This window comes from Mycobacterium sp. ITM-2016-00317 (assembly GCF_002968295.1).
In the GTDB taxonomy this organism is placed as follows: domain Bacteria; phylum Actinomycetota; class Actinomycetes; order Mycobacteriales; family Mycobacteriaceae; genus Mycobacterium.
Genome location: NZ_CP134399.1, coordinates 2263776 through 2287970, shown reverse-complemented (window position 1 = coordinate 2287970; position 24195 = coordinate 2263776). Strand labels below are relative to the sequence as shown.

Below are 24195 nucleotides of genomic sequence, written 5' to 3'. Positions count from 1 at the left end.
AGCGATCATGCGCGTCGGAGTCCCGACCGAGATCAAGAACAACGAGTACCGCGTCGCGATCACCCCGTCGGGTGTCGCCGAGCTGGTCGCACGCGGCCACGACGTGCTCGTCCAGTCCGGCGCGGGCGACGGCTCGTCGATCGCCGATACCGACTTCAAGCGTGCCGGCGCACAGCTGATCGCCGGTGCCGACGAGGTGTGGGCCGAGGCCGACCTGTTGCTCAAGGTCAAGGAACCGATCGAGTCGGAGTACCCGCGCATGCGCGAGGGCCAGACGCTGTTCACCTACCTGCATCTGGCCGCGTCCAAGCCGTGCACCGACGCGCTCATGGCATCGCGCACGACGTCCATCGCGTACGAGACCGTGCAGACCCCGGACGGCGCGCTGCCACTGCTGGCGCCGATGAGCGAGGTCGCCGGCTGTCGGCCCAGGTCGGCGCCTACCACCTGATGCGCAGCCACGGCGGCCGCGGCGTGCTGATGGGCGGCGTGCCCGGTGTCGCACCGGCCGAGGTCGTCGTCATCGGCGGCGGGGTGGCCGGCTACAACGCGGCCCGCATCGCCAAGGGCATGGGCGCCCACGTCAACGTGTTCGACGTCAGCATCAACACGCTGCGCAAGATCGACAACGAGTTCAACGGCAGCATCGAGACCCGGTACTCGTCCTCCCTCGACCTCGAGGACGCGGTCAAGGGAGCCGACCTCGTCATCGGCGCGGTGCTGGTCCCCGGCGCCAAGGCGCCCAAGCTGGTCACCAATTCCACTGTCGCAGCGATGAAGTCGGGTGCGGTGCTGGTCGACATCGCGATCGACCAGGGTGGCTGCTTCGAGGACTCGCACCCGACCACGCACGACGACCCGACGTTCGCCGTGCACGACACGGTGTTCTACTGCGTGGCCAACATGCCCGGCGCAGTGCCGCGTTCCTCGACGTACGCGCTCACGAACGCCACCCTGCCGTACGTGCTCCAGCTCGCCGACAACGGCTGGCGCGGTGCATGCCGGGCCGACGCCGCACTGGCGAAGGGACTCTCCACCCACGAGGGCGCGCTGCTGTCCGAGCAGGTGGCGGCCGACCTGGACCTGCCCTACACCGACCCGGCCGCCCTGCTCGGCTGAGCGGCCCTCAGTCGAGGAGTTCGCCGTCGAGGTAGAACCACCGGCCGGCGCGGGTCGCGAACCGAGACCTCTCGTGCAGCGCGCCGGCCCGGTGGTGGGCACGGAACTCCACCTCCCCGGTCTCGTCGCCGGGCCCGCCGTCGACCACGTCGAGAATCTCCAGCCGTGTCCAGGTCACCGTGACGTCGTCGGCGACCTCGGCGGGGCGGGTCCGCGGATGCCAGGTGCGCCACACGTATTCGGACGCGCCCACCACGTAGGCGCTGTACCGCGACCTCATCAGTTGCTCGGCGCTGCTTGCCTGGCGTTCGCCCACATGCAACGGGAGGCAGCAACGCCCGTACGGATCACCGGTGCCGCACGGGCATGGATCATCGGCTCGCATCAGGACAGTCTGCCGACTTGACACGTGTCAACGTACAATCGGGGACATGCTGGTGCTCACCGAACTCCTGGGTGGCGACATTCCGACGACCACCGCCGATGCGCTGGAACTGTTCGACTCGCGTCCGGCCGTGGAACCCGAGTCCATGTTCGGCACCTGGCACGGCGCCGAAGTGCCGACCGGTCATCCCCTCGACGGGCTGCTGACCGCCAGCGGGTGGTGGGGCAAGCACTTCACCGACAGCGAGACCGTCCATCCGCTGCTCTTTCCCACCGCCGACGGAAAAGCCCTGTGGCCGCTGAACCCCGCACCGGCGTTCGCCGGGCTCGGCGTGGCCACCAGGCTGCCCGTGCTCAAGCGGCGCGGCTTCGCCGGCGTCGTCCCCCTGCTCAGGCCGGCACTCAAGGCGGGCGGGCCCAAGGCGCGGCTGCGCACCACCCGCTACCGCGGAGTCGACACCGCGACGATGATCTACGACCAGGTGCCGGTCAACGACGTCTTCCGGTCGATCGACGAGCGGACCGTGCTCGGCGCGATGGACCTGCGCGGCATCAGGAAGCCGTACTTCTTCGTGCTGCAGCGCGACAACTCGCTGCGGCTAACCTAGTTCCGCGAGCACCAGCGCCGCCAGCTCTCCGATGAGCGGGCGCAGGCTGGGCGCGTCCGGATCCCCCGAGGCCGACTTCGTCATCAGCGACAGCAGCACCTGCTGACCGGCCGGACCGTAGACCACGCCGACGTCGTTGGTCGTGCCGTAGTCCCCGCTGCCCGTCTTGTCGGCGCTGGTGTACCCGGCAGGCAGTCCAGCGCGCATGCTGGAGGTCTGATTGGCCCGCATCCAGTCCAGGAGCTGTTGGCGCACAGTCGGTTCCAGCACGTCACCGGTGAGGATCTCGCGGTAACCGAGGCCCAGTGCGCGCGGAGTGCTGGTGTCCCGCGGATCCCCGGGCACGGCGGAGTTCAACTCCACCTCCCAGCGGTCCAGCCGCGTGCGGTCGTCGCCGATGCTGCGCGCGAACGCGGTGACCGCGGGCGGACCGCCCAGCACGCCGAGCAGTCCGTTGGCCGCCGCGTTGTCGCTCTGCTGCAGTGCCGCCTGGCACAACTCGGCCAGTGTCATCGATGTCCCCACCCGCGGTTCGGTCACCGGCGAGTGCGGCCGGATGTCGTCGGGTTCGATCGGGACCGTGTCCTGCAGGGACAACTGCCCCGTCTGGGTGCGCTGCAGAACCGCCGCGGCGATGTAGGTCTTGATCGTCGAACACACCGCGAAGGTCTCGTCCGCGCGGAACGCGAGGTTGTGCTGCGTGACGAGATCGACTGCGTAGACGCCGATCTCCGCATCATGCCGTTGGGCCAGCGCCTGCAGGCGCTCGTCGGGTGGGGGCAGCGGTCCGGCAGGCTCGGCGAGAACAGTCTTGGGTGAACAGGCGACCAGGGCAGCCAGCGACACCCCACCGAACAACACGTGCCGTCGGTTGAATTCCGTCATCGGGAGTCAGGCTACGGTCAACCCGCGATCTTCTGCAACGGCCGTGGCAGAGCGCGTTTTGACCGCACCGGGCCCAGTACCGCACCCCCGAAGGGCCGCGTCAGCAACTCCCGGGCCACCGCGTTGACGTCTTCGAGGGTGACTTCCTCAATGTGGGCCAGCGTGTCGGCGATCGTGCGGTGCTCGCCGTAGTTCAGCTCGCTGCGCCCGATCCGGTTCATCCGAGACGCCGAATCCTCCAGCCCCAGAACGAGCCCGCCGCGCAGCGAGCCCTTCGCGATGCGGCACTCCTCGGCGGTGATGCCGTCACGGGCCACCTCGGCGAGCACGTCGGTGGTCACCCGGACCACCTCGGCGAACCGCTCCGGCAGGCAGCCGGCGTACACCGACAGCGCACCGCTCTCGGCGAACGTGTCGACGGTCGAGTACACCGAGTAGGCCAGCCCGCGCGTCTCCCGGATCTGCTGGAACAGACGGGAACTCAGGCCCCCGCCGAGCGCGGTGTTGAGCACCGACAACGCCCAGCGGTGCTCCCAGTGTCGTCCCGGCGTCCGCACCCCGAGCGACAGATGCGTCTGCTCGGCGTCCCGGCGCACCAGCTCCAGCGTGGGCTTGCCGTTGACCCGGCCCGCACCCTTGCGCGGTGGCACCGGCGACCGGCCGCGCACCAGCCGGGGACCGAAGTGCTCCCGGACCAGCTTCACGACCTCAGCGTGCTCGACGTTGCCCGCGACCGCGACGACCATCCGGTCCGGCGTGTACCGGCGCAGATGGAACGAATGCAGTTGGGCGCGCGTCATCGCCGAGATCGACTCCACGCTGCCGATGACGGGCCGGCCGACCGGGTGGTCGCCGAACATCGCCGACAGGAAGACGTCGCCGAGCGTGTCCTCGGGATCGTCGTCGCGCATGGCGATCTCTTCGAGCACCACGTCCCGCTCGATCTCGACGTCCTCGGCCTGGCACCGGCCGCGCAGCACCACGTCGGCGACGAGGTCCACGGCCAGCGCCAGATCCGAGTCCAGCACGTGTGCGTAGTAGCAGGTGTGCTCCCGGGTGGTGAACGCGTTCAGTTCACCGCCGACGGCGTCGACCGACTGCGCGATCTGCACCGCGGAGCGGGTCGGCGTCGCCTTGAACAGCAGGTGTTCGAGGAAGTGCGCCGCACCGGCCACGCTGCGGCCCTCGTCGCGGGATCCGACGTTGACCCACACCCCGACCGATGCGGAATGCACCGACGGGATGTGCTCGGTGACCACGCGCAGGCCACCGGGCAACAGGGTGCGGCGCACCGCCTTCGACTCAGCTGCTGGTCGACGCTGCATCAACCGGTGCGTCAGCAGATGCGTCCGCGGTCTCCGAATCCTCGGCGACCAGGACCAGCGAGATCTTGCCGCGGTTGTCGATGTCGGCGATCTCCACGCGCAGCTTGTCGCCGACCTTGGCGACATCCTCGACCTTGTTGATCCGCTTGCCGCGCCCCAGCTTCGAGATGTGCACCAGGCCGTCGCGACCGGGCAGCAGCGACACGAAAGCGCCGAAGTCAGTCGTCTTGACCACGGTTCCGAGGAACCGCTCGCCGACCTTGGGCAGCTGCGGGTTGGCGATCGCGTTGATCTTGTCGATCGCCGCCTGTGCCGCCTCGCCGTTGGACGCGCCGACGAACACGGTGCCGTCGTCCTCGATGGAGATCGACGCGCCGGTCTCCTCGGTGATCGAGTTGATCATCTTGCCCTTGGGCCCGATGACCTCACCGATCTTGTCGACCGGAACCTTGATCGTGGTGATGCGCGGCGCGTACGGGCTCATCTCGTCGGGGGCGTCGATGGCCTCGGCCATCACCTCGAGGATGGTGATCCGGGCGTCCTTGGCCTGCGCGAGCGCACCGGCCAGCACCTGCGACGGGATGCCGTCGAGCTTGGTGTCCAACTGCAGGGCGGTGACGAAGTCCTTGGTGCCCGCGCACTTGAAGTCCATGTCGCCGAAGGCATCCTCGGCGCCGAGGATGTCGGTCAGCGTGACGAAGCGACGCTCGGTCTTGCCGTCGACTTCGACGTCGTCGGACACCAGGCCCATCGCGATACCGGCAACCGGCGCCTTCAGCGGCACACCGGCGTTGAGCAGCGACAGCGTCGACGCACACACCGAGCCCATCGAGGTCGAGCCGTTGGAGCTCAGCGCCTCCGACACCTGACGGATCGCGTACGGGAACTCCTCAACGCTCGGCAGCACCGGCACCAGCGCACGCTCGGCCAGCGCGCCGTGGCCGATCTCGCGGCGCTTGGGCGAACCGACGCGACCGGTCTCACCGGTCGAGTACGGCGGGAAGTTGTAGTGGTGCATGTAGCGCTTGGACGTCTCGGGCCCGAGCGAGTCGATCTGCTGGGCCATCTTGACCATGTCGAGGGTGGTGATGCCCAGGATCTGGGTCTCGCCACGCTCGAACAGCGAGCTGCCGTGTGCCCGCGGGACGACCGCGACCTCGGCCGAGAGCGCGCGGATGTCGGTGACACCGCGGCCGTCGATCCGGAAGTGGTCGGTCAGGATCCGCTGGCGGACGAGCTTCTTGGTCAGCGCGCGGTACGCGGCGCCGATCTCCTTCTCGCGGCCGGCGTAGGTCTCCCCGAGGCGCTCGAGCACCTCGGCCTTGATCTCGTCGGTGCGGGCGTCACGATCGGCCTTGCCCGGGATCGCCAGCGCCTTCGACAGCTCGTCGGTGGCCACCGAGGCGACCGAGTAGAAGACGTCGTCCTGGTAGTCCGGGAACAGCGGGTAGTCGGCGACCGGCTTGGCGGCCTTGTCGGCCAGCGCCTGCTGCGCATCGCACAACACGGCGATGAACGGCTTGGCGGCCTCCAGGCCCTCGGCCACGACGGTCTCGGTCGGTGCGCCCGCACCGCCGGCGACCAGCTCGATGACGTTCTCGGTGGCCTCGGCCTCGACCATCATGATCGCGACGTCGTTGGGGTCGTCACCGACCTTGCGGCCCGCGACGACCATGTCGAACACGGCCTTCTCCAGCTGCTCGACAGTCGGGAACGCGACCCACTGGCCGTCGATGAGGGCGACGCGCACACCGCCGACCGGGCCGGAGAACGGCAGGCCGGAGATCTGGGTGGACGCCGACGCGGCGTTGATGGCCAGCACGTCGTACAGATCCTTGGGATCCAGGCTCAGCACGGTGACGACGACCTGGATCTCGTTGCGCAGACCGCTGACGAACGACGGGCGCAGCGGCCGGTCGATCAGACGGCAGGTCAGGATCGCGTCCGTGGACGGACGGCCCTCGCGGCGGAAGAACGAGCCGGGGATGCGGCCCGCGGCGTACATCCGCTCTTCCACGTCGATGGTCAACGGGAAGAAGTCGAAATGGTCCTTGGGGCTCTTGCTGGCGGTGGTGGCGCTCAGCAGCATGGTCTCGTCGTCGAGGTAGGCGACGACGGCGCCTGCGGCCTGCTGGGCCAGCCGGCCGGTCTCGAAACGGATGGTGCGGGTGCCGAAGCTCCCGTTGTCGATGGTGGCGGTCGATTCGAACACGCCTTCTTCGATTTCAACTACAGACATAGACGTCCGTATGACCTCTCTGATTCACATCAGCGGTTTCGCGTGAGCACGCGCGGTGTGTGCGGCCAACTCCGGAGACCCGGGAAGCCGCGCCCGGATGCGTCGACGGCCGTCGATCGAAGCGGCCGGAGTTCTCGCTCCGGCAGCCACTACCGAAGACCGCGCGATCGGGCGGTTCGTGTCATGTCACGCGGGAGCGGTGCTCGCGGATCTGCGAGGACCGCACCCATGCTGTTCGTGCCCTACGGCATCCGAACGCACCCATGCTACATTGGGACATACCGGAAACCCCTAATCCACCGTTTGCGGCCGCGCCGCAAAACGCCCGTGGCCGTGACCGCGCGGGGCGGTCACGGCCACGGGGCTCGCAACGTGTGAGGATCCGGCGGTCAGGCCGGACGCGTCAGCGGCGCAGGCCGAGACGCTCGATCAGCGACCGGTAGCGCTGCACGTCGACCTGGGCGACGTACTTGAGCAGCCGGCGGCGGCGGCCGACGAGCAGCAGCAGACCACGACGCGAGTGGTGGTCGTGCTTGTGCTGCTTGAGGTGCTCGGTGAGGTCGACGATCCGCTTGGTCAGCAGCGCGACCTGGGCCTCCGGAGAACCGGTGTCGGTGTCGTGCAGGCCGTACTGGCCCAGGATTTCCTTCTTCTGTTCGGCAGTGAGCGCCACGAAACAACTCCATCAATTCGGTCCGCGAACATGAAGGGTCCGGGATCAGATTCCGGACCCTGTGAAGCACGGCCACCGCGAACTGCAGCACGTGCCGGGTCGGCAGGAAGTCTAGCAGCGCCACCGCGTGGCCTGTTAATCGGCGAAAGCCCAGCTAGCGGGCCGAAAGGATGGTCCGGGCGCGTTCGGTGTCGGCGGTCATGGCGGTCACCAGATCGGCCACCGAGTCGAACTTCTCCTGCCCGCGCAGGCGGGCGACGAAGTCGACGGCGACGTGCTGGCCGTAGAGGTCGGCGGTGGTGTCGAGGACGAACGCCTCGACGGTGCGGGTGCGCCCGGAGAACGTCGGGTTGGTGCCGACCGACACCGCGGCCTGGTAGCGCTCGCCCGGGGTCACGGTGCCGACGACCGGGCCGTGCCCGAGCACGGTGAACCACGCCGCGTAGACGCCGTCGGCCGGGATCGCCGAGTACATCGGCGGCGCGACGTTGGCGGTCGGGAACCCGAGCACCCGCCCGCGGCCGTCGCCGCGCACGACCACTCCCTCGACCCGGTGCGGCCGGCCGAGCGCCTCGGCCGCGGCGACCATGTCGCCGGCGTCGACGCAGGACCGGATGTAGGTCGACGAGAACGTCACCGACTCGTGCCGGGCCGGTTCGGCGGCCTCGGAGACCAGGGTCAGCGAGTCCACCGCGAAACCGAAGCGCTCCCCCGCCTTGCGCAGCAGCTCCACGTTGCCCGCGGCCTTCTTGCCGAAGGTGAAGTTCTCCCCGACGACCACCTCGACGGCGTGCAGTCGTTCGACGAGCAACTCGTGGACGTACCGCTCGGGGGTGAGCTTCATGAAGTCGGCGGTGAACGGCATCACCAGGAAGACGTCGATGCCCAGTTCCTCGACGAGTTCGGCGCGCCGGGTGAGCGTGGTGAGTTGCGCCGGGTGACTGCCCGGGAACACCACCTCCATCGGGTGCGGGTCGAAGGTCATCAGCACGACCGGGACGCCCCGGGACCGGCCCGCCTTCACCGCACGGCTGATCAGCTCTTGGTGCCCTCGATGGACACCGTCGAATACTCCGATGGTGACGACACATCGGCCCCAGTCTGTGGGGATTTCGTCCTGCCCCCGCCAGCGCTGCACGCCGCTAGCCTACGGTCTGGGCACACCGGAGGCCCAGCAGCACCACCGGATCAGGTGATGATTGCCTAAACTTCATCCTCGTGAGTCCTGACGGAAGCCGCGACAACCCCGCCGATCTGTCGACGGTCGCCCAGGACTACCTGAAAGTCATCTGGACCGCGCAGGAGTGGTCGCACGAGAAGGTCAGCACCAAACTGCTCGCCGACCGGATCGGGGTGTCGGCCAGCACCGCGTCGGAATCCATCCGCAAACTCGCCGACCAGGGTCTGGTCGATCACGAGAAGTACGGCGCGGTCACCCTGACCGACGCCGGGCGCCGTGCCGCGCTGGCCATGGTGCGCAGGCACCGGCTGATGGAGACGTTCCTGGTCAACGAGCTCGGTTACGGCTGGGACGAGGTGCACGACGAGGCCGAGGTGCTCGAGCACGCCGTGTCCGACCGGATGCTCGACCGGATCGACGCCAAGCTCGGATATCCGACCAGGGACCCGCACGGCGACCCGATCCCGGCCGCCGACGGCAAGGTCCCGACCCCGCCGGCCCGCCAGCTGTCGGACTGCCAGGACGGCGACGCGGGCACCGTCGCGCGCATCTCCGACGCCGACCCGGAGATGCTGCGGTATTTCGACACCGTCGGGATCAGCCTGGACTCCCGGTTGCGGGTGGTGGCGCGCCGGGACTTCGCCGGGATGATCTCGGTGGCCATAAAGAACCCGGCGCACCCCGACGCCGCAGAACCCGGAACCGAAACCACCGTCGATCTGGGAAGCCCGGCCGCACAAGCGATCTGGGTCATAGCATAGGAGTCAGATGGCCAAGCTCGAGATGTCGCGTTCCCTGCCCATGTCGGCCGACAAGGCCTGGGCGCACGCGTCGGACCTGTCCACGCTGGGCGACTGGATGAGCATGCATCAGGGCTGGCGCTCGGAACTGCCCGAGGAGCTCGGCCCCGGCGCCACGGTGGTCGGGGTGGCCGGCGCCAAGGGCATGCGCAACCGGGTGACGTGGACGGTGCGCGAGTTCGACCCGCCGTCGGCGCTGGCGATCAGCGGCGAGGGCGTCGGCGGGACGCGCTACAAGCTGGCGATGAAGGTCGTTCCCGACGGGGACGGCTGCACGTTCACCGTGCGGATGGATCTGGGCGGCGCGCCGCTGTTCGGTCCGATCGGCTCCGCGGCGGTGCGCGCGGTCAAGGGCGACATCGACAAGTCGATCAAGGAGTTCGAGCGTCTCTACGCTTGATCAAGACGCGAGCTTGATCAAGACGCGAGCTTGATCAAGACGCGAGCTCGATCAAGACGCGAGCCTGACTACAGGGTGGCGGGCCGGATCACCACGACGGACTTGGTGCGCGCACCGGCGTCCTCCAGCAGCGCCATCACCCGGCCGTCCGGGGCGGTCGCGGCGTACACGCCCTCGATGCCGGCCGGTGCCAGCGGGCGGCCGTGGCCGGTGTCGACGACCTCCGCGTCGGACAGGTCGCGGCGCGGGAACGCCTGCAGACAGGCCTCGTCGAGGGACCAGCTGAGCTCGGCGTGCTCGGCCAGTTGTTCGAGGGTGCGCGCCTGATCGAGCCCGAATCCGCCCACTCGGGTGCGGCGCAACGCGGTCAGATGCCCGCCCACCCCGAGCGCGGCGCCGACGTCGCGGGCCAGCGCCCGGATGTAGGTGCCGCTCGAACAGTCCACGGCCACATCCACGTCCACCAGTTCCCCGGCCCGCCGCACCTCGAGCACGTCGAACCGCTCGATGCGCACCGGGCGGGCGGCCAGTTCCACGGCGTGGCCCTCCCGGACCATCTGGTAGGCCCGCTTGCCGTCGACCTTGATCGCGGAGACCGCCGACGGCACCTGGTCGATCCGGCCGCGCAGCGGGGCGACGGCCGCCTCGATCTGTTCGTCGGTGACCGATGCCGCCGAAACCGACTCCAGCAGTTCCCCTTCGGCGTCCTCGGTCGACGTCGTCTGGCCCAGCCGGATGGTGGCGGTGTACGACTTGTCCGTCGCGGTCAGCAGTCCCAGGATCTTGGTGGCGCGTTCGATGCCGACGACCAGCACGCCGGTGGCCATCGGGTCCAGCGTGCCGGCGTGGCCGACCTTGCGGGTGCCGAACAGTCGGCGGCACCGGCCCACCACGTCGTGGCTGGTCATGCCGCCCGGCTTGTCGACCACGACCAGCCCCGGATCCGGACTGCTCCTCGGGTGCACGCCGGCGCTCACAGCACGATCGCGGTCAGCGCGATGCCGTCGCGGACCGCCCACCGGCCGGCCAGCGAGGTCAGCGGCGGTCCCGACTCCGCGGCCGGGTCGATCAGGATCTCCGAGGTGAACGTCCCGGCCTGACCGGTGGCGTCGACCTCGAAGGTGATGTGGGCGTCCTCGAATCCCAGCCACCGGTGGGTCAGCGGGAACCACGCCTTGTAGGTCGCCTCCTTGGCGCAGAACAACACCCGGTCCCAGTGCACCCCCGCGGGCAGACCGGAGAGCTCGTGCCGTTCGGCGGGCAGGCTGATCGCGTCGAGCACGCCGTCGGGCAGCACGCCGTGTGGTTCGGCGTCGATGCCCAGCGAGCGCACCTGGGCCTGTCGGCCCACGGCGGCGCCGCGGAACCCCTCACAGTGGGTCAGACTCCCGACGACGCCGTCGGGCCAGCACGGTTCGCCCTTGGGGCCCTTGAGGATCGGCACCGGCTCCATGCCGAGGTCGACCAGCGCCTGGCGCGCGCAGTAGCGCACCGTCACGAACTCGTTGCGCCGCTTGGCCACCGACTTGGCGATCAGCGGCTCCTCCTCCGGCAGCGGAGCCAACTCCTTGGGGTCGGAGTACATCTCGGCCGCGGCCAGCGCGTCGACCTCGCCGGGCAGCACGCCGGCGAGCAGTTTCGCTGCGATCACGCCCGGTCCCTGATCCGCTGCTGCACCTTGGCGGCGTTGTCGCGCATCTCCTGGGTGATCTGGAAATGCCCGCCGAACTCGTTGAGATAGCCGGGCGCGTACTTCGGGTCCGGCAGGATCTGGCGCAGCCAGCGGTAGGGCCGGCGGCGGCGCCACTCGCGCGGATAGCCCACCGAGACTTCCTCGAACCGCACGCCGTCGTACCAGGTGGTGCGCGGTATGTGCAGGTGCCCGTACACCGAGCAGATGGCGTTGTAGCGGGTGTGCCAGTCGGCGGTCGCGGTGGTGCCGCACCACAGCGAGAACTCGGGGTAGAACATCGCGTCGCAGGGTTCGCGGACCATCGGGAAGTGGTTGACCTGGACGGTCGGCGTCATCCAGTCGAGGTCTTCGAGCCGCTTGCGGGTTTGGTTGACCCGGTCGCGGCACCACGCGTCGCGGGTCGAATACGGTTCGGCCGACAGCAGGTACTCGTCGGTGCCCACGATGTTGCGTTCCTTGGCGATGGCCAGGCCCTCGGCCTTGGTGCCCGCGCCCTGGGGCAGGAACGAATAGTCGTAGAGCAGGAACATCGGCACGATCGTGGCCGGGCCACCCTCCTCGGTCCAGACCGGGTACGGGTGCTCGGGCGTCACGATGCCCATCTCGTCGCACATGTTGACCAGGTAGTCGTACCGGGCCTTGCCGAAGATCTGCATCGGATCGCGGTTGGTGGTCCACAATTCGTGGTTGCCCGGCACCCAGATCACCTTGGCGAACCGTTTTCGCAGCAGGTCCAGCGCCCACCGGATCTCGTCCGTGCGTTCGGCGACATCCCCGGCCACGATCAGCCAATCGTCCGGCGAGGCCGGATACAGCGACTCGGTGACCGGCTTGTTGCCGGTGTGCCCGGTATGGAGGTCACTGACCGCCCACAAAGTCGGGCGCCGTTCGTCAGTGGTCACGACCGCCAAGCCTACTGGGGAGTACCGCGGCATCGCCCACCGGCAACTAGAACATGTTCTAAGTTCCTGCCGTGGGCCCGGCGGGCGCCCGCTACACTCCCGGCAGAACGACGACGATGCCGGCGGCGGCCCGTTCCCACGGCGGCCACGAAACCCAGGGGGTGTCATGGTCGCCAAGCTGCGACTGTTCTCGGCGCTGTGCGCGCTGGTCGCAGCGGTGATGGTGGTCTGGCAGACCGACCCGGCCGTGACGGCGAGCCCGGACCGCGTCGATCTGCGGTCGACGTTCGTGCCGTTGCCGAACGCGACCACCACGATCAAGTGGCCGGTGCTCGATCTCACCGATCCCGACCCGTTCAATCCGTGCGAGGAAATTCCGCTCGACGCCGTCAGCCGGCTCGGGCTGGCGTTCACCCCGCCGGCACACGAGGACGGCCTGCGCTGCAAGTACGACGCCGGGAACTACCAGATGGCCGTCGAGACGATCGTGTGGCGCACCTACGAGGAGACGCTGCCTGCCGACGCGGTCGAACTCGACATCAACGGACACCGCGCGGCCCAGTTCTGGATCATGAAGCCCACCGACTGGAACAACCGCTGGTGGATCACCTGCATGGTGGCGTTCAAGACCAGCTACGGCGTGATCCAGCAGTCGCTGTTCTACTCACCGGTGTACTCCGAGCCGGACCCGGACTGCATGCAGACCAACCTGCAGCGCGCGCACGAACTGAGCCCGTACTACGTCTTCTGACCGACGGCCCGTCAGTAGGGTCGGTTAGATGAGCTCACAGCTTTCGCGGCTGGCCCGGCACGCCACCAGCCGCGCGCTCGGTCTGCCGCCGCCGGTCTGCGACTTCACGGTCCGGCGGGCCGTGCCGGTGCCGATGCGCGACGGCGTCGAGCTGGTCGCCGACCACTACGCACCGCGCACCGACGCGCCGGCGGGCACCCTGCTGATCCGCGGCCCGTACGGCCGCGGCTTCCCGTTCGCGGCGCTGTTCGGTTCGGTCTATGCCGCCCGCGGCTACCACGTCGTCTTCCAGAGCGTCCGCGGTACCTACGGCTCGGGCGGACAGTTCGATCCGTTCGTCAACGAGGTCGACGACGGCGCCGACACCGCCGCCTGGCTGCGCGACCAGCCGTGGTTCACCGGCACGTTCGCCACCATCGGGCTGTCCTATCTCGGCTTCACCCAGTGGGCGCTGCTCACCGACCCACCGCCGGAGCTCACCGCCGCGGTGATCACCGTCGGGCCTGACGACGTCAGCGGGCCCCGGTGGGGCACCGGCTCGTTCGGGCTCAACGACTTCCTCGGCTGGAGCGAGCTGGTGGGCCATCAGGAGGACCCGAACCGGCTGCGCGCCCTGGTCCGGCAGACCGGCGCCCAGCGGCGGGTCACCGCGGCGTCGCTGGACTTGCCGCTCGGCGCCGCCAGCCGCAGACTGCTCGGCGACGGCGCGCCGTGGTTCGAGTCGTGGCTGGACCACCCCGACGGCGACGACCCGTTCTGGACCCGGGTGCGGCTGCGCGACGCCCTGGCTCGCGCCGAGGTGCCGGTGCTGCTGCTGACCGGCTGGCAGGACCTGTTCGTCGAGCAGACCGTCGAGCACTACCGCATGCTCAGCGGCCGCGGCGTGCCCACGGGCCTCACCGTCGGGCCGTGGACCCACGGGCAGATCATGACCAAGGGCGCTCCGACCGTGCTGCGGGAAAGCCTGGACTGGCTGGCCACCCATCTGGGCGGCGCGGCGCCGCAACGCCGCTCGCCGGTGCGGATCCACCTGGCCGGCCGGGGCTGGCTGGAACTGCCGGACTGGCCGCCGGTGATGCCGGAGCTGGTGCTGCATCCCGCCCCGGGCGGCGGACTGGCCCCGGTGGCGCCCGGGGACGGCCATTCGGCCACCTTCGTCTACAACCCCGCCGATCCGACCCCGACGGTCGGCGGCCGGCTGCTCTCCCCCGTCGGCGGCTACCGCGACGACACCGAGCTCGCCCGCCGCGCCGACGTGCTGACGTTCACCGGCACCGCGCTGGCCGCGGACCTGTACGTGGTCGGCGTGCCGGTGCTGGAGCTGGCGCACTCGTGCGCCAACCCGCACAACGACGTGTTCGTGCGCATCAGTCAGGTCGACGCGGACGGCCGCTCCCGCAAGGTCAGTGACGGCTACGTGGCGTCGGCGCCGGATTCGGGCACCGTGCGCGTCGAGCTGGATCCCGTCGCGTGGACGTTCCCGGCGGGTTCGCGGATCCGGGTGCTGATCGCCGGCGGGTCTCATCCGCGCTTCCTGCGCAACCTGGGTACCGGGGAACCGGTCGCCACCGCAACCACTTTCGCGACCGCCCGGCACACGGTGCACCTCGGTGCGGGCACCCGGCTGGCGTTGCCGGCGGGCCCGGAGCCGCCGTCAGCCCACTGAGTCCCGCACCTGCCGCGCGATCCGCTCCAGTTCGGCGTCAATGTGCACGGGCTCGCCCCAGGCCGGGGTGACCGGGAGCGAGACCCAGCTCGAACAGCCCCGGTAGTCGGGGGTGCGGGTCAGGCGCACCGGCTCGGCCAGCGGCACCGCCGACACCACCAGCGCGGTCAACCGGTGCTTGGGCCGGAAGTCGAGACGGTCGGACTGCACCGATTCGGCGGTCCAGATGTGCAGCGGTGCAATGGCGTCCAGATTCTCCGGGCGTTCCACCGCGACCGCGGCGACCACGTTCGCGCCGGCCCGCACCACGACGGCGTCCTCGGTGCTGTCCGCGGCGGCGGGCTCCAGCAGGTCGCGGTGTTCGGCACGGACACGCTCGGTATGACTGTGCGCGACGGTCGGGAAGAGCAGGAACCGCGACGCGGCCACGTCGGGAGCGAGCTCGAAGCGCTTCTCGTGAATGCCGCCCTTGCGCAGCAGCACGGTCTGCCTGCCGTCGAGCAGCGCGTGGATCGCCGCGCTCCACTCTTTGAGCGCGGGATGGGTCAGGGTGGTGGTCATCCGAGGTTCAGCCGGGCGCGCACTTCAGGCCGGCGCAGCGGCGGCACGGTTTTCGGCGGCTGCCTGCGCGGCTGCAGACCGGCCAGCAGCCGGCGGGTGGATGCGGTGACCTCCGCGACGGCCGTTTCGAACGCGTCGACGTTGGTCCCCGACGGCCGGGTGATGCCGCTGACCTTGCGGACGTACTGGCGTGCGGCGGCCTCGATCTCGTCGGCCGTGGCGGCCGCTCCAGACCCCTCAGCTCGGTGATGTTTCGGCACATGGGATCCACGCTAGGCGCGGACGCCGCAGCCGATACGGTGAGCCGATGAGCACCGAGAATTCCACCGAGGACGTCCTGCTGATCGACACCCGGGATCGGGTCCGGACCCTGACCCTGAACCGGCCCCGGTCGCGCAACGCGCTCTCGTCCGCGCTGCGCAAGGCACTGTTCGGCGCGTTGCGGGAGGCCCAGGCCGACGACGACGTCGACGTGGTGATCCTGACCGGCGCCGACCCGGTGTTCTGCGCGGGTCTGGACCTCAAGGAGCTCGGCGACACCACCGAACTGCCCGACATCTCGCCGAAGTGGCCGCCGATGACCAAGCCGGTGATCGGTGCGATCAACGGCGCCGCGGTGACCGGTGGTCTGGAGATCGCGCTGTACTGCGACATCCTGATCGCCTCCGAGCAGGCGAGCTTCGCCGACACCCACGCGCGCGTCGGGCTGCTGCCGACGTGGGGCCTGTCGGTGCGGCTGCCGCAGAAGGTCGGCGTCGGGATGGCACGCCGGATGAGCATGACCGGTGACTACCTGTCGGCCGAGGAGGCGCTGCGCTGCGGGCTCGTCACCCAGGTCGTGCCGCACGCGGAACTGCTGGACACCGCGCGGCGGATCGCCGCGTCGATCGTCGGCAACAACCAGAAGGCGGTGCGCGCGCTGCTGGCGTCGTACCACCAGATCGACGAGACGCAGAACGGCGCAGCGTTGTGGCAGGAAGCGGCCGCGGCGCGGGACTGGATGAGCAGCACCTCCGGTGACGACATCGCGGCGAGCCGAAGCGAAGTGATCGACCGCGGCCGGACGCAGGTCCGACAGTAGAACCCAGCCCTCCCCCAGCCGCGAGCGTGCGTGTCAGCGGCCAACACGCCGGGCAGATGACGAAGTTCGCGCACGTTCGTGGGCGTGACGGCGGACTGAAAGTCCAGGGCGTCAGCGGGTGCCCGGCACCAGCCAGCGCCCCGACAGCGCCCGCCAGCCGACGAACACCAGGCGCAGCACCATGAACGTGCTCAGCCCGGCCCAGATGCCCAGCAGTCCCCATCCGAATGCCAGCGACAGCCAGATCAGCGGCAGGAAGCCGACCAAGGCACTGATCAGCGTCGCGTTGCGCATGAAGGTGGCGTCGCCGGCCCCCAGCAGCACCCCGTCGATCGCGAAGACGATGCCGGCGATCGGCAACTGGGCCACCAGGAACCACCAGGGCACCCCGATCTGGTCGAGCACCGAACGGTCCGAGGTGAACACCGCCGGGAACACCGAGTTGCCCAGCGCGAACACCGCGGCCAGCACCACACCGGCGACGGTGGAGAAGATCGTCACCCGCCACGCCACCGTCTTGGCGTGGCCCAACTGCCCGGCTCCGAGCGCGGCACCGACCAGTGACTGGGCGGCGATCGCCAGCGAATCGAGCACCAGCGCAAGGAAACTCCACAACTGCAGCACCACCTGGTGAGCGGCGACGGCAGCGGCGCCGAACCGGGCGGCCACCGCACCTGCGGAGATGAAGCAGGCCTGGAACGCCATGGTGCGCAGCACCAGGTCGCGACCCATCACCACCTGCGCCCCCAGCACCTGCGGCCGCAGCCGTAGCGGCACCTTCTCGACCAGCAACGCCCGGCAGAACAGCACCGCGGCCAGGTACTGCCCGACCACATTGGCCACCGCCGAACCGGGCAGCCCGAGTTCGGGGGCGCCCAGCCAGCCGTACACCAGCACCGGACACAGCACCGCCGAGACCGCGAACCCGAAGACCACGTAGCGCAGCGGCCGCATGGTGTCCTGCACGCCGCGCATCCACCCGTTCCCCGCGGCGGCGATCAGGATCGCCGGGACGGCCAGGCTGGCGATGCGCACCCACGGCAGCGCCGCGTCGGCGATCTCACCGCCGGCGGCCAAAGCGGACACGAGCGGCCGCGCGGTCAGCTGCACCGTGACGACGATCGCCGTCCCGATGCCCAGCGCCAGCCAGGTGGCCTGCACGCCCTCCTCGACAGCGGCCCGGCGGTCGCCCGCGCCGTACAGGCGCGCCGCACGTGCGGTGGTGCCGTAGGACAGGAAGGTCAGCTGTGAACTCAGCACGCCCATGACCAGCGCGCCGATCGCCAGGCCGGCCAGGCTCAGCGCGCCGAGGCGGCCGATCACCGCCAGGTCGAACAGTAGATAGACGGGTTCGGCGGCGAGGACGCCGAGAGCCGGGAACGCGAGCGCGGCGATCCGTCGGTTGGTCGCCGGTTCGAGCGCGTCAGCCAAGGGCAGCACGCAGCGCGGCGACCAGGTCGTCAGCGGTTCCGGTCGCCGAGTAGCCGGCGGCCAGCCGGTGCCCGCCCCCGCCGAAGGTGCCGGCGACCGTCGACACGTCCAGCGACTTGGACCTCATCGACACCGACCACCGCCGGGGCCCGATTTCCTTGAACACCGCAGCCACCTCGGCCTGCTGGGTGGTGCGCACGATGTCGACGATGCTCTCGATCTCCTCCGAGCGGGCTGCCGACAACTCCTCGTGGTCGACGATCGCGAACACCAGCCCGCGGCCACCGGCCGCGTCGGCGTCCAGGCGTGCCGAGCCCAGCACCCGCGACAGCATGGGCAGCCACGCGAACGGATGCGAGTCCATCAGCGTCCGGCTCACCGCGGCGTTGTCGACGCCGATCTCGACCAGCCGCGCCGCCAGCCGGTGCGCGCGGGCGCTGGCCCAGCGGAACGATCCGGTGTCGGTGGCCAACCCGGCGTACAGGCAGTGCGCCACCGGCAGGTCGATCGGTGTCTCCCACGCGTCGAGCAGGTCGGCGACCAGCATCGTCGTCGAATCCGCTGCGGGGTCGACGAAGTTCGCGGTGCCGAACAACTGATTCGACGCGTGGTGGTCGATGACCAGCACCGGACGGCCCGGCCTGATCAGCTCGACGAGCGTCCCCAGACGGTTCACGCTGGGGATGTCGACGGTGACCACCAGGTCGGCGTCGCGGCGCAGATCATGCGGCGCGACCAGCAACTGGCCACCGGGCAGCGTGTGCAGCGACTCGGGAAGCTCGTCGGGCTCGGCGAAACTCACCTGGACACGCTTGCCGGCCTTGTCCAGGACCAGCGCCAGCGCCAGTCCGGCGCCGATGGTGTCGGCGTCGGGGAACACGTGGCACACCACACTGACGGTGTCAGCGGCGGTGAGCAGTTCGGCGGCTTTGCAGGCGTCGACGCTGGCGCCCGCGGCGGCCGAGCTGCCCAACCGGGCAGCGGTCAGGGCTTCAGCTGCCGCGTCTGTCATCGAGCGTGTCAAGGTCACCCGTGTCCTCAGCGTCCCCGGTTGCTTCGTCCTCCGCCCCAGGTACACGGTACGGGTCAGACTCACCGGCGTGCTTGGCGCCCTGCCGAACTCTCGCCAAATCCTCATCGGCCGCTCGCGCGCGGGCCAGCAGTTCCTCCATCCGGTGCGCCGTGTCGGGCACCGTGTCTCGCGAGAACGCGAGCGTCGGCGTGAACCGGACCCCCAACGCCGCCCCCACCTTGGTCCGCAGCACGCCCTTGGCTTTCTCAAGGGCGGCTGCGGCACCGTCGTAGTCAGGCTCTTCGTCGAGGGACCGGCCCAGCACCGTGTAGAACAACGTGGCGTCGTGCAGGTCGTTGGTGACCTTCGCGTCCGTGATCGTCACCCCGGTGAGCCGGGGATCCTTGATCTCGTACTCGATCGCGGTCGCGACGATGGTGGAGATCCGCTTGGCCAGCCGCTTCGCCCGTGCGGGATCAGCCACTACGTCCTCGCCTTCTCGACGAGCTCGTAGGTCTCGATGACGTCGCCTTCCTTGATGTCGTTGTAGGTCAGCGTCAGACCGCACTCATAACCGTCGCGGACCTCGGTGACGTCTTCCTTCTCACGCCGCAGCGACGAGACGGTGAGGTTCTCGGCGACCACGACGTTGTCGCGGAGCAGCCGCGCCTTGGCGTTGCGGCGCATGATGCCGGACTGGACGAGGCAGCCGGCGATGTTGCCGACCTTCGACGACCGGAAGATCGCCCGGATCTCGGCGCGGCCGAGTTCCTTCTCCTCGTAGATCGGCTTGAGCATGCCCTTGAGCGCGCTCTCGATCTCGTCGATGGCCTGGTAGATCACCGAGTAGTACCGGATCTCCACACCTTCGCGGTTGGCCAGCTCGGTCGCCTTGCCCTCGGCACGGACGTTGAAGCCGATGATGATCGCATCCGACGCCGACGCGAGGTTGACGTTGGTCTCGGTGACGCCACCGACACCGCGGTCGATGACGCGCAGCTCGACCTCGTCGTCGATCTGGATGCCCAGCAGGGCTTCCTCCAGCGCCTCGACGGTGCCGGAGTTGTCGCCCTTGAGGATCAGGTTCAGCTGGCTGGTTTCCTTCAGCGCCGAATCCAGGTCCTCCAGGCTGATCCGCTTGCGGGTGCGGGCGGCCAGCGCGTTGCGCTTGCGCGCACTGCGCCGGTCGGCGATCTGGCGGGCGATGCGGTCCTCGTCGACGACCAGGAAGTTGTCACCTGCGCCAGGCACCGACGTGAAGCCGATGACCTGCACCGGACGCGACGGGAGCGCCTCGGTGACGTCCTCGCCGTGCTCGTCGACCATGCGGCGCACGCGGCCGTAGGCATCGCCTGCGACCACCGAGTCGCCGACCCGCAGCGTGCCGCGCTGGATGAGCACGGTCGCCACCGGCCCGCGGCCGCGGTCCAGGTGGGCCTCGATCGCGACACCCTGGGCCTCCATGTCGGGGTTGGCCCGCAGGTCCAGCGACGCGTCGGCGGTCAGGATGACAGCCTCCAGCAGAGCCTCGATGTTGGTGCCCTGCTTGGCGGAGATGTCGACGAACATGGTGTCGCCGCCGTACTCCTCGGCCACCAGTCCGTATTCGGTCAGCTGCGCCCGGATCCGCTGGGGGTCCGCGCCTTCCTTGTCGATCTTGTTGACTGCGACCACGATCGGCACGTCGGCGGCCTGCGCGTGGTTGATGGCCTCCACCGTCTGCGGCATCACGCCGTCGTCGGCGGCGACCACCAGGATCGCGATGTCGGTGGCCTTCGCACCGCGGGCACGCATGGCGGTGAACGCCTCGTGACCGGGGGTGTCGATGAAGGTGATCGGCCGCTCGGTGCCGTCGAGGTCGACGGTGACCTGGTAGGCGCCGATGTGCTGGGTGATGCCGCCGGCCTCGCCCTCGCGGACGGTGGCGTTGCGGATGGTGTCCAGCAGTCGGGTCTTGCCGTGGTCGACGTGACCCATGACGGTGACCACCGGCGGACGGAACTCGAGGTCTTCCTCGCCGCCCTCGTCCTCGCCGTAGGTGAGGTCGAAGGACTGCAGCAGCTCGCGGTCCTCGTCCTCCGGGGACACGACCTGGACGACGTAGTTCATCTCGCTGCCGAGCAGCTCCAGGGTCTCGTCACCCACCGACTGGGTGGCGGTGACCATCTCGCCGAGGTTGAACAGCGCCTGCACCAGCGAAGCCGGGTTGGCATTGATCTTCTCGGCGAAGTCGCTCAGCGATGCGCCGCGGGCCAGCCGGATGGTCTCGCCGTTGCCGTGCGGAAGCCGCACGCCACCGACGACCGGGGCCTGCATGTTCTCGTATTCGGCCCTTTTCGCGCGCTTCGACTTGCGTCCGCGCTTCGGGGCGCCGCCGGGACGGCCGAAGGCGCCTGCGGCACCGCCGCGCTGGCCGGGACGGCCACCGCCGCCACCACCGGGGCGACCACGGAATCCGCCTGCGGCTGCTCCGCCGCCGGCACCTGCGCCGCCGCCGCGGTAGTTACCGCCGCCGCCACCGCCGCCGCCGGGCCTGCCGACACCACCGGGTGCGGGACGCGGGCCACCGCCGGGACGGGGACCGCCACCGGGACGGGGGCCGCCGCCGGGACGTGCGCCCTGCGGACGAGGCGGCATGTTGCCCGGCGTGGCGCCGGGACGAGGTCCGCCGCCGGGGCGGGGGCCACCGGCGCCGGGTCCGGGCCGGGGCCCGCCTGGGCCGGCCGGGCCCTGAGGCCTGGGTGCGGGCCGCTCGACGGGCTGCTGGGACGAGAAGGGGTTGTTGCCGACGCGCGGCGTGCGCGGGGCCGGCTTGGGAGCACCGGGCCGGGGTCCACCGGGACCGGGACGCGGTCCCGGGGTCGGGGCGGCGGGCCGGGCGGCGGTCTCTTCGGCCGCCGGGGGCGCCTGCGGGGCTGCCGCGGCGGGGGCCGGGGGCGCTGCCGGAGGTTGTGCCGGTGCGGGCGGTGCCGGGGGCGTCGGCGGCGCGGGTGCGGCAGCGGGCTGCTGTGCTACCGGGGGGCCGGGCTTGGGACCGGGCCGCGGGGCGGACGGCTTCGCCGTGACACCTGCGGAGCCGTTGGTGCCTGCCGGCGCGGCCCGCTTGTCGGACTTGTTTCCACCGAACGATTCACGCAGCCGGCGGGCGACGGGAGCTTCCACCGTCGAGGATGCCGACTTGACGAATTCGCCTTGCTCACTGAGCCGGGCGAGTACTTGCTTACTTGTGACACCGAGTTCCTTAGCCAACTCGTGCACGCGGGCCTTACCTGCCACTACATCTCCTGTCTGGGAGGCGACAGCGGTGGTCGGCGCCGCGCCTCGGTTTAGCTATGACACATGGTCATCGGGACTTCACGGTGTGCTCATGTTCTTCGCTTACCTGTTCTCTAGCCCGAGTCAGCCGCCACGTTCCCGGTTGGGAACGCGTGCGACAACGCGGTGATGTCCGGTGAACCGGTGATCCGTAACGCTCGGCCGAAGGCCCGCCGCCGAACTGCGGCTTGCAGGCATCCCGGATCGGGGTGCAACCAAGCGCCCCGCCCAGGAAGCCGTCTTGCTGCGTCAACGGTCACGGCGTGCTCGCCATTCCCGGTTTCGACAGCGACAACCCGGAGCAAATCGACAGCCAGCTCTCGTTTCCGGCATCCGATGCAGGTCCGCACCGGTGCGCCCGAAGGTGTGGCGGTGTTTTTCTGCATCCGAGCCGATGTCTCGCGCTGGATCACAGCTGAGTCTACCGTCATCACGCCTCTGGAAAGAAAGCCGGTGTGCAATTCGAGCGAATGTCGATTCAGTGCTTGTCGACTCAGTGCTCGCCCGCGCCGTCCCGGCGCGGCGCGTGCGCGGGCGGCCCGCTCTGCTCGTCGGCGGCCGCGTCGTCGCTACGGATGTCGATGCGCCAGCCGGTCAGCCGGGCCGCCAGCCGCGCGTTCTGCCCTTCCTTGCCGATCGCCAGCGACAGCTGGAAGTCCGGCACGATGACCCGCGCCGCGCGCGCGGCCTCGTCGATCACCGTCACCGACATCACCTTCGCGGGCGAGAGTGCGTTGGCGACGAAGCGTGCCGGATCCTCGTCGTAGTCGATGATGTCGATCTTCTCGCCGGACAGTTCGCTCATCACGTTGCGCACGCGTTGCCCCATGGGCCCGATGCAGGCACCCTTGGCGTTGAGCCCGGGGGCCCTGGACGCGACGGCGATCTTGGATCGGTGCCCGGCCTCGCGGGCCACCGCGACGATCTCCACCGAACCGTCGGCGATCTCGGGCACTTCCAGCGAGAACAGTTTGCGCACCAGGTTCGGGTGCGTCCGCGACAGCGTGATCAGTGGCTCTCTGGCCCCACGCGTCACGCCGACGACGTAGCACCGAAGCCGGTCGCCGTGCTCGTAACTCTCCCCCGGCACCTGTTCGGCGGCCGGGATCACGCCTTCGGAGCCCTTGGTCTCGCTGCCGATCCGGACCACCACCAGCCCGCGGGCGTTGGCCCGGGCGTCGCGCTGGATCACCCCGGCGACGATGTCGCCTTCACGCGCGGCGAACTCGCCGTAGTTCTTCTCGTTCTCGGCGTCGCGCAGCCGCTGCAAGATCACCTGGCGTGCGGTGGTCGCCGCGATCCGGCCGAAACCCTCAGGGGTGTCGTCCCATTCGTGCAGCACGTTGCCGTCTTCGTCGGTCTGCCGCGCCATCACCTTGACCACGCCGGTCTTGCGGTCGATGTCGATCCGGGCGTCGGGCTCGTGGCCGTCGGTGTGCCGGTAGGCCGTCAACAGCGCGCTCTTGATGGTGTCGACCACCACGTCGACGGTGATTCCCTTGTCGGCTTCGATGGCATGCAGGGCCGCCATGTCGATGTTCATGCTCAGGCTTCCTCTCCGGCGACGCCGGCCAGTTCCAGTTCACGGGGGTTCGGCGGCGAAAACTCCACCTGGACAACAGCTTCGGCGATCTTATCGATCGCGATGTCACGGACCGTCAGGGTGTTGCGCCCCTCCCGCACGACCACGCTGACGGCGCCGTCGGCGACCGGGCCGATGCGGGCGGTGAGCTTCGCCCCGTCGTCGAGGGTGATCGCGGCGAGCCGGCCGTGCGCCCTGCGGTAGTGCTTCTCGGTGGTCAGCGGGCGGTCCACGCCCGGCGAGGTCACCTCGAGCACGTACGGCACGGTGTCGAGTTCGTCGAGCCGCTCCGACGCGGCGCGGGACAGTTCGGCGACCGTGTCGAGGTCCAGACCGTGGTCCCCGTCGGCCACGACGGTGATGCGCGGGGGCCGTGCGGCAGTGTCGATCACGACGTCCTCGATGTCGTATCCGGCGCGCGCGAATTCGCCGTCGAGCAGTTCGACCACCTGTCGTTGCGACGGTAATCCCGCAGACCGCTCCGCCACGGCGAGCTCCTCGTCTTGAGTTGTCCGGACACGGATCCGCCGGAAGGGCTCCGGCGAATCCGACATCCCACGATACGCCAGCGCGGGGGCGCCGAACGAC

General features: G+C 69.8%; 23 protein-coding genes and 2 pseudogenes. 7 read left to right on the top strand and 18 right to left on the bottom strand.

Annotation, left to right across the window (positions count from 1 at the left end):
* Nucleotides 1-7 precede the first annotated feature (7 nt).
* A pseudogene (gene ald, locus C6A87_RS10905) lies at nt 8-1119 on the top strand (alanine dehydrogenase).
* 7 nt (nt 1120-1126) lie between these two features.
* Here ald and C6A87_RS10900 read toward each other — a convergent pair.
* Nucleotides 1127-1504, bottom strand: a complete 378-nt coding sequence (locus C6A87_RS10900) for a YchJ family metal-binding protein (protein ID WP_311117236.1) — start codon at nt 1502-1504, stop codon at nt 1127-1129.
* A gap of 46 nt (nt 1505-1550) precedes the next feature.
* On the opposite strand from C6A87_RS10900, the gene C6A87_RS10895 reads away from it, so the two are divergent.
* The gene (locus C6A87_RS10895; protein WP_311117235.1) at nt 1551-2111 is read left to right on the top strand and encodes a DUF4334 domain-containing protein; all 561 of its coding nucleotides are present in this window, start codon (nt 1551-1553) and stop codon (nt 2109-2111) included.
* Here the strand turns inward: C6A87_RS10895 and bla are convergent.
* The 5 genes from bla to C6A87_RS10870 form a co-directional block, all read right to left on the bottom strand.
* Nucleotides 2103-2996: a class A beta-lactamase gene (gene bla / locus C6A87_RS10890; protein WP_311117234.1), complete on the bottom strand. Its 894-nt coding sequence runs from the start codon at nt 2994-2996 to the stop codon at nt 2103-2105. The genes C6A87_RS10895 and bla overlap by 9 nt on opposite strands.
* Nucleotides 2997-3013: 17 nt before the next feature.
* The gene (locus C6A87_RS10885) at nt 3014-4324 is read right to left on the bottom strand and encodes a pitrilysin family protein (protein ID WP_311117233.1); all 1311 of its coding nucleotides are present in this window, start codon (nt 4322-4324) and stop codon (nt 3014-3016) included.
* Nucleotides 4299-6560 carry a polyribonucleotide nucleotidyltransferase gene (locus C6A87_RS10880; RefSeq protein ID WP_311117232.1) on the bottom strand — a complete coding sequence of 754 codons (2262 nt, stop codon included), beginning with the start codon at nt 6558-6560 and terminating at the stop codon, nt 4299-4301. The genes C6A87_RS10885 and C6A87_RS10880 overlap by 26 nt, the downstream gene beginning before the upstream one ends.
* A gap of 403 nt (nt 6561-6963) precedes the next feature.
* A complete protein-coding gene (gene rpsO, locus C6A87_RS10875) occupies nt 6964-7233 on the bottom strand; it encodes a 30S ribosomal protein S15 (protein ID WP_260751597.1) in 270 nt (89 codons plus the stop codon).
* Between the two features lie 154 nt (nt 7234-7387).
* Nucleotides 7388-8371, bottom strand: a complete 984-nt coding sequence (locus tag C6A87_RS10870; RefSeq protein WP_311117231.1) for a bifunctional riboflavin kinase/FAD synthetase — start codon at nt 8369-8371, stop codon at nt 7388-7390.
* Between the two features lie 80 nt (nt 8372-8451).
* On the opposite strand from C6A87_RS10870, the gene mntR reads away from it, so the two are divergent.
* Nucleotides 8452-9174, top strand: a complete 723-nt coding sequence (gene mntR, locus C6A87_RS10865; RefSeq protein WP_311117230.1) for a manganese-binding transcriptional regulator MntR — start codon at nt 8452-8454, stop codon at nt 9172-9174.
* A 7-nt stretch (nt 9175-9181) separates the two neighbouring features.
* Nucleotides 9182-9613 (top strand): SRPBCC family protein, encoded by a 432-nt coding sequence (locus tag C6A87_RS10860; RefSeq protein ID WP_311117229.1) that lies wholly within the window; start codon nt 9182-9184, stop codon nt 9611-9613.
* 68 nt (nt 9614-9681) lie between these two features.
* Here the strand turns inward: C6A87_RS10860 and truB are convergent, their stop codons facing one another.
* The 3 genes from truB to C6A87_RS10845 all read right to left on the bottom strand — a co-directional run bounded on the left by truB (nt 9682) and on the right by C6A87_RS10845 (nt 12241).
* Nucleotides 9682-10521 carry a tRNA pseudouridine(55) synthase TruB gene (gene truB, locus C6A87_RS10855; RefSeq protein WP_396837089.1) on the bottom strand — a complete coding sequence of 280 codons (840 nt, stop codon included), beginning with the start codon at nt 10519-10521 and terminating at the stop codon, nt 9682-9684.
* A gap of 65 nt (nt 10522-10586) precedes the next feature.
* Nucleotides 10587-11264 carry a 4'-phosphopantetheinyl transferase gene (locus tag C6A87_RS10850; protein WP_311117227.1) on the bottom strand — a complete coding sequence of 226 codons (678 nt, stop codon included), beginning with the start codon at nt 11262-11264 and terminating at the stop codon, nt 10587-10589.
* Nucleotides 11261-12241 (bottom strand): metallophosphoesterase, encoded by a 981-nt coding sequence (locus C6A87_RS10845; RefSeq protein ID WP_311117226.1) that lies wholly within the window; start codon nt 12239-12241, stop codon nt 11261-11263. The genes C6A87_RS10850 and C6A87_RS10845 overlap by 4 nt, the downstream gene beginning before the upstream one ends.
* A gap of 133 nt (nt 12242-12374) precedes the next feature.
* Here C6A87_RS10845 and C6A87_RS10840 point away from each other — a divergent pair, with 133 nt between their 5' ends.
* Entirely contained in the window at nt 12375-12959 is a 585-nt protein-coding gene (locus C6A87_RS10840) for a DUF3558 domain-containing protein (protein WP_311117225.1), read from the top strand.
* A 28-nt stretch (nt 12960-12987) separates the two neighbouring features.
* Entirely contained in the window at nt 12988-14625 is a 1638-nt protein-coding gene (locus tag C6A87_RS10835; protein WP_311117224.1) for a CocE/NonD family hydrolase, read from the top strand.
* On the opposite strand, the gene C6A87_RS10830 is transcribed toward C6A87_RS10835, so the two are convergent.
* Both C6A87_RS10830 and C6A87_RS10825 read right to left on the bottom strand, forming a co-directional pair.
* Nucleotides 14614-15186: a DUF1802 family protein gene (locus C6A87_RS10830; protein WP_311117223.1), complete on the bottom strand. Its 573-nt coding sequence runs from the start codon at nt 15184-15186 to the stop codon at nt 14614-14616. The genes C6A87_RS10835 and C6A87_RS10830 overlap by 12 nt on opposite strands.
* Nucleotides 15183-15448 (bottom strand): annotated as a pseudogene (locus C6A87_RS10825) (DUF2277 domain-containing protein). The gene C6A87_RS10830 and the pseudogene C6A87_RS10825 overlap by 4 nt, the downstream one beginning before the upstream one ends.
* 45 nt (nt 15449-15493) lie before the next feature.
* Between C6A87_RS10825 and C6A87_RS10820 the strand changes: the two are divergent.
* A complete protein-coding gene (locus C6A87_RS10820) occupies nt 15494-16267 on the top strand; it encodes an enoyl-CoA hydratase (RefSeq protein WP_311117222.1) in 774 nt (257 codons plus the stop codon).
* A 111-nt stretch (nt 16268-16378) separates the two neighbouring features.
* On the opposite strand, the gene C6A87_RS10815 is transcribed toward C6A87_RS10820, so the two are convergent.
* The 7 genes from C6A87_RS10815 to rimP form a co-directional block, all read right to left on the bottom strand.
* Complete coding sequence (locus C6A87_RS10815) at nt 16379-17698, bottom strand: MATE family efflux transporter (RefSeq protein WP_311117221.1); 1320 nt, start codon at nt 17696-17698, stop codon at nt 16379-16381.
* Entirely contained in the window at nt 17691-18710 is a 1020-nt protein-coding gene (locus tag C6A87_RS10810; RefSeq protein ID WP_311117220.1) for a bifunctional oligoribonuclease/PAP phosphatase NrnA, read from the bottom strand. Before C6A87_RS10810 ends, C6A87_RS10815 begins: the two co-directional genes overlap by 8 nt.
* A complete protein-coding gene (gene rbfA / locus C6A87_RS10805; protein WP_311117219.1) occupies nt 18691-19194 on the bottom strand; it encodes a 30S ribosome-binding factor RbfA in 504 nt (167 codons plus the stop codon). Before rbfA ends, C6A87_RS10810 begins: the two co-directional genes overlap by 20 nt.
* Nucleotides 19194-21986, bottom strand: coding sequence for a translation initiation factor IF-2 (infB, locus tag C6A87_RS10800; RefSeq protein WP_311117218.1), 2793 nt, complete (start codon nt 21984-21986; stop codon nt 19194-19196). Before infB ends, rbfA begins: the two co-directional genes overlap by 1 nt.
* Nucleotides 21987-22099: 113 nt before the next feature.
* Nucleotides 22100-22411, bottom strand: coding sequence for a YlxR family protein (locus tag C6A87_RS10795; RefSeq protein WP_396837088.1), 312 nt, complete (start codon nt 22409-22411; stop codon nt 22100-22102).
* Between the two features lie 107 nt (nt 22412-22518).
* Complete coding sequence (gene nusA / locus C6A87_RS10790) at nt 22519-23568, bottom strand: transcription termination factor NusA (RefSeq protein WP_311117216.1); 1050 nt, start codon at nt 23566-23568, stop codon at nt 22519-22521.
* A gap of 2 nt (nt 23569-23570) precedes the next feature.
* Complete coding sequence (rimP, locus tag C6A87_RS10785; protein WP_311117215.1) at nt 23571-24095, bottom strand: ribosome maturation factor RimP; 525 nt, start codon at nt 24093-24095, stop codon at nt 23571-23573.
* Nucleotides 24096-24195 lie beyond the last annotated feature (100 nt).

What these genes read in the sequence shown, in the direction of transcription:
- C6A87_RS10900 (WP_311117236.1), bottom strand. Translation starts at nt 1,504, where the DNA reads ATGCGAGCCGATGATCCATGCCCGTGCGGCACCGGTGATCCGTACGGG.
- C6A87_RS10895 (WP_311117235.1), top strand. Translation starts at nt 1,551, where the DNA reads ATGCTGGTGCTCACCGAACTCCTGGGTGGCGACATTCCGACGACCACC.
- bla (WP_311117234.1), bottom strand. Translation starts at nt 2,996, where the DNA reads ATGACGGAATTCAACCGACGGCACGTGTTGTTCGGTGGGGTGTCGCTG.
- C6A87_RS10880 (WP_311117232.1), bottom strand. Translation starts at nt 6,560, where the DNA reads ATGTCTGTAGTTGAAATCGAAGAAGGCGTGTTCGAATCGACCGCCACC.
- C6A87_RS10860 (WP_311117229.1), top strand. Translation starts at nt 9,182, where the DNA reads ATGGCCAAGCTCGAGATGTCGCGTTCCCTGCCCATGTCGGCCGACAAG.
- truB (WP_396837089.1), bottom strand. Translation starts at nt 10,521, where the DNA reads ATGACCAGCCACGACGTGGTGGGCCGGTGCCGCCGACTGTTCGGCACC.
- C6A87_RS10845 (WP_311117226.1), bottom strand. Translation starts at nt 12,241, where the DNA reads ATGCCGCGGTACTCCCCAGTAGGCTTGGCGGTCGTGACCACTGACGAA.
- C6A87_RS10840 (WP_311117225.1), top strand. Translation starts at nt 12,375, where the DNA reads ATGGTCGCCAAGCTGCGACTGTTCTCGGCGCTGTGCGCGCTGGTCGCA.
- C6A87_RS10835 (WP_311117224.1), top strand. Translation starts at nt 12,988, where the DNA reads ATGAGCTCACAGCTTTCGCGGCTGGCCCGGCACGCCACCAGCCGCGCG.
- C6A87_RS10830 (WP_311117223.1), bottom strand. Translation starts at nt 15,186, where the DNA reads ATGACCACCACCCTGACCCATCCCGCGCTCAAAGAGTGGAGCGCGGCG.
- C6A87_RS10820 (WP_311117222.1), top strand. Translation starts at nt 15,494, where the DNA reads ATGAGCACCGAGAATTCCACCGAGGACGTCCTGCTGATCGACACCCGG.
- C6A87_RS10810 (WP_311117220.1), bottom strand. Translation starts at nt 18,710, where the DNA reads ATGACAGACGCGGCAGCTGAAGCCCTGACCGCTGCCCGGTTGGGCAGC.
- C6A87_RS10795 (WP_396837088.1), bottom strand. Translation starts at nt 22,411, where the DNA reads ATGCAGAAAAACACCGCCACACCTTCGGGCGCACCGGTGCGGACCTGC.
- nusA (WP_311117216.1), bottom strand. Translation starts at nt 23,568, where the DNA reads ATGAACATCGACATGGCGGCCCTGCATGCCATCGAAGCCGACAAGGGA.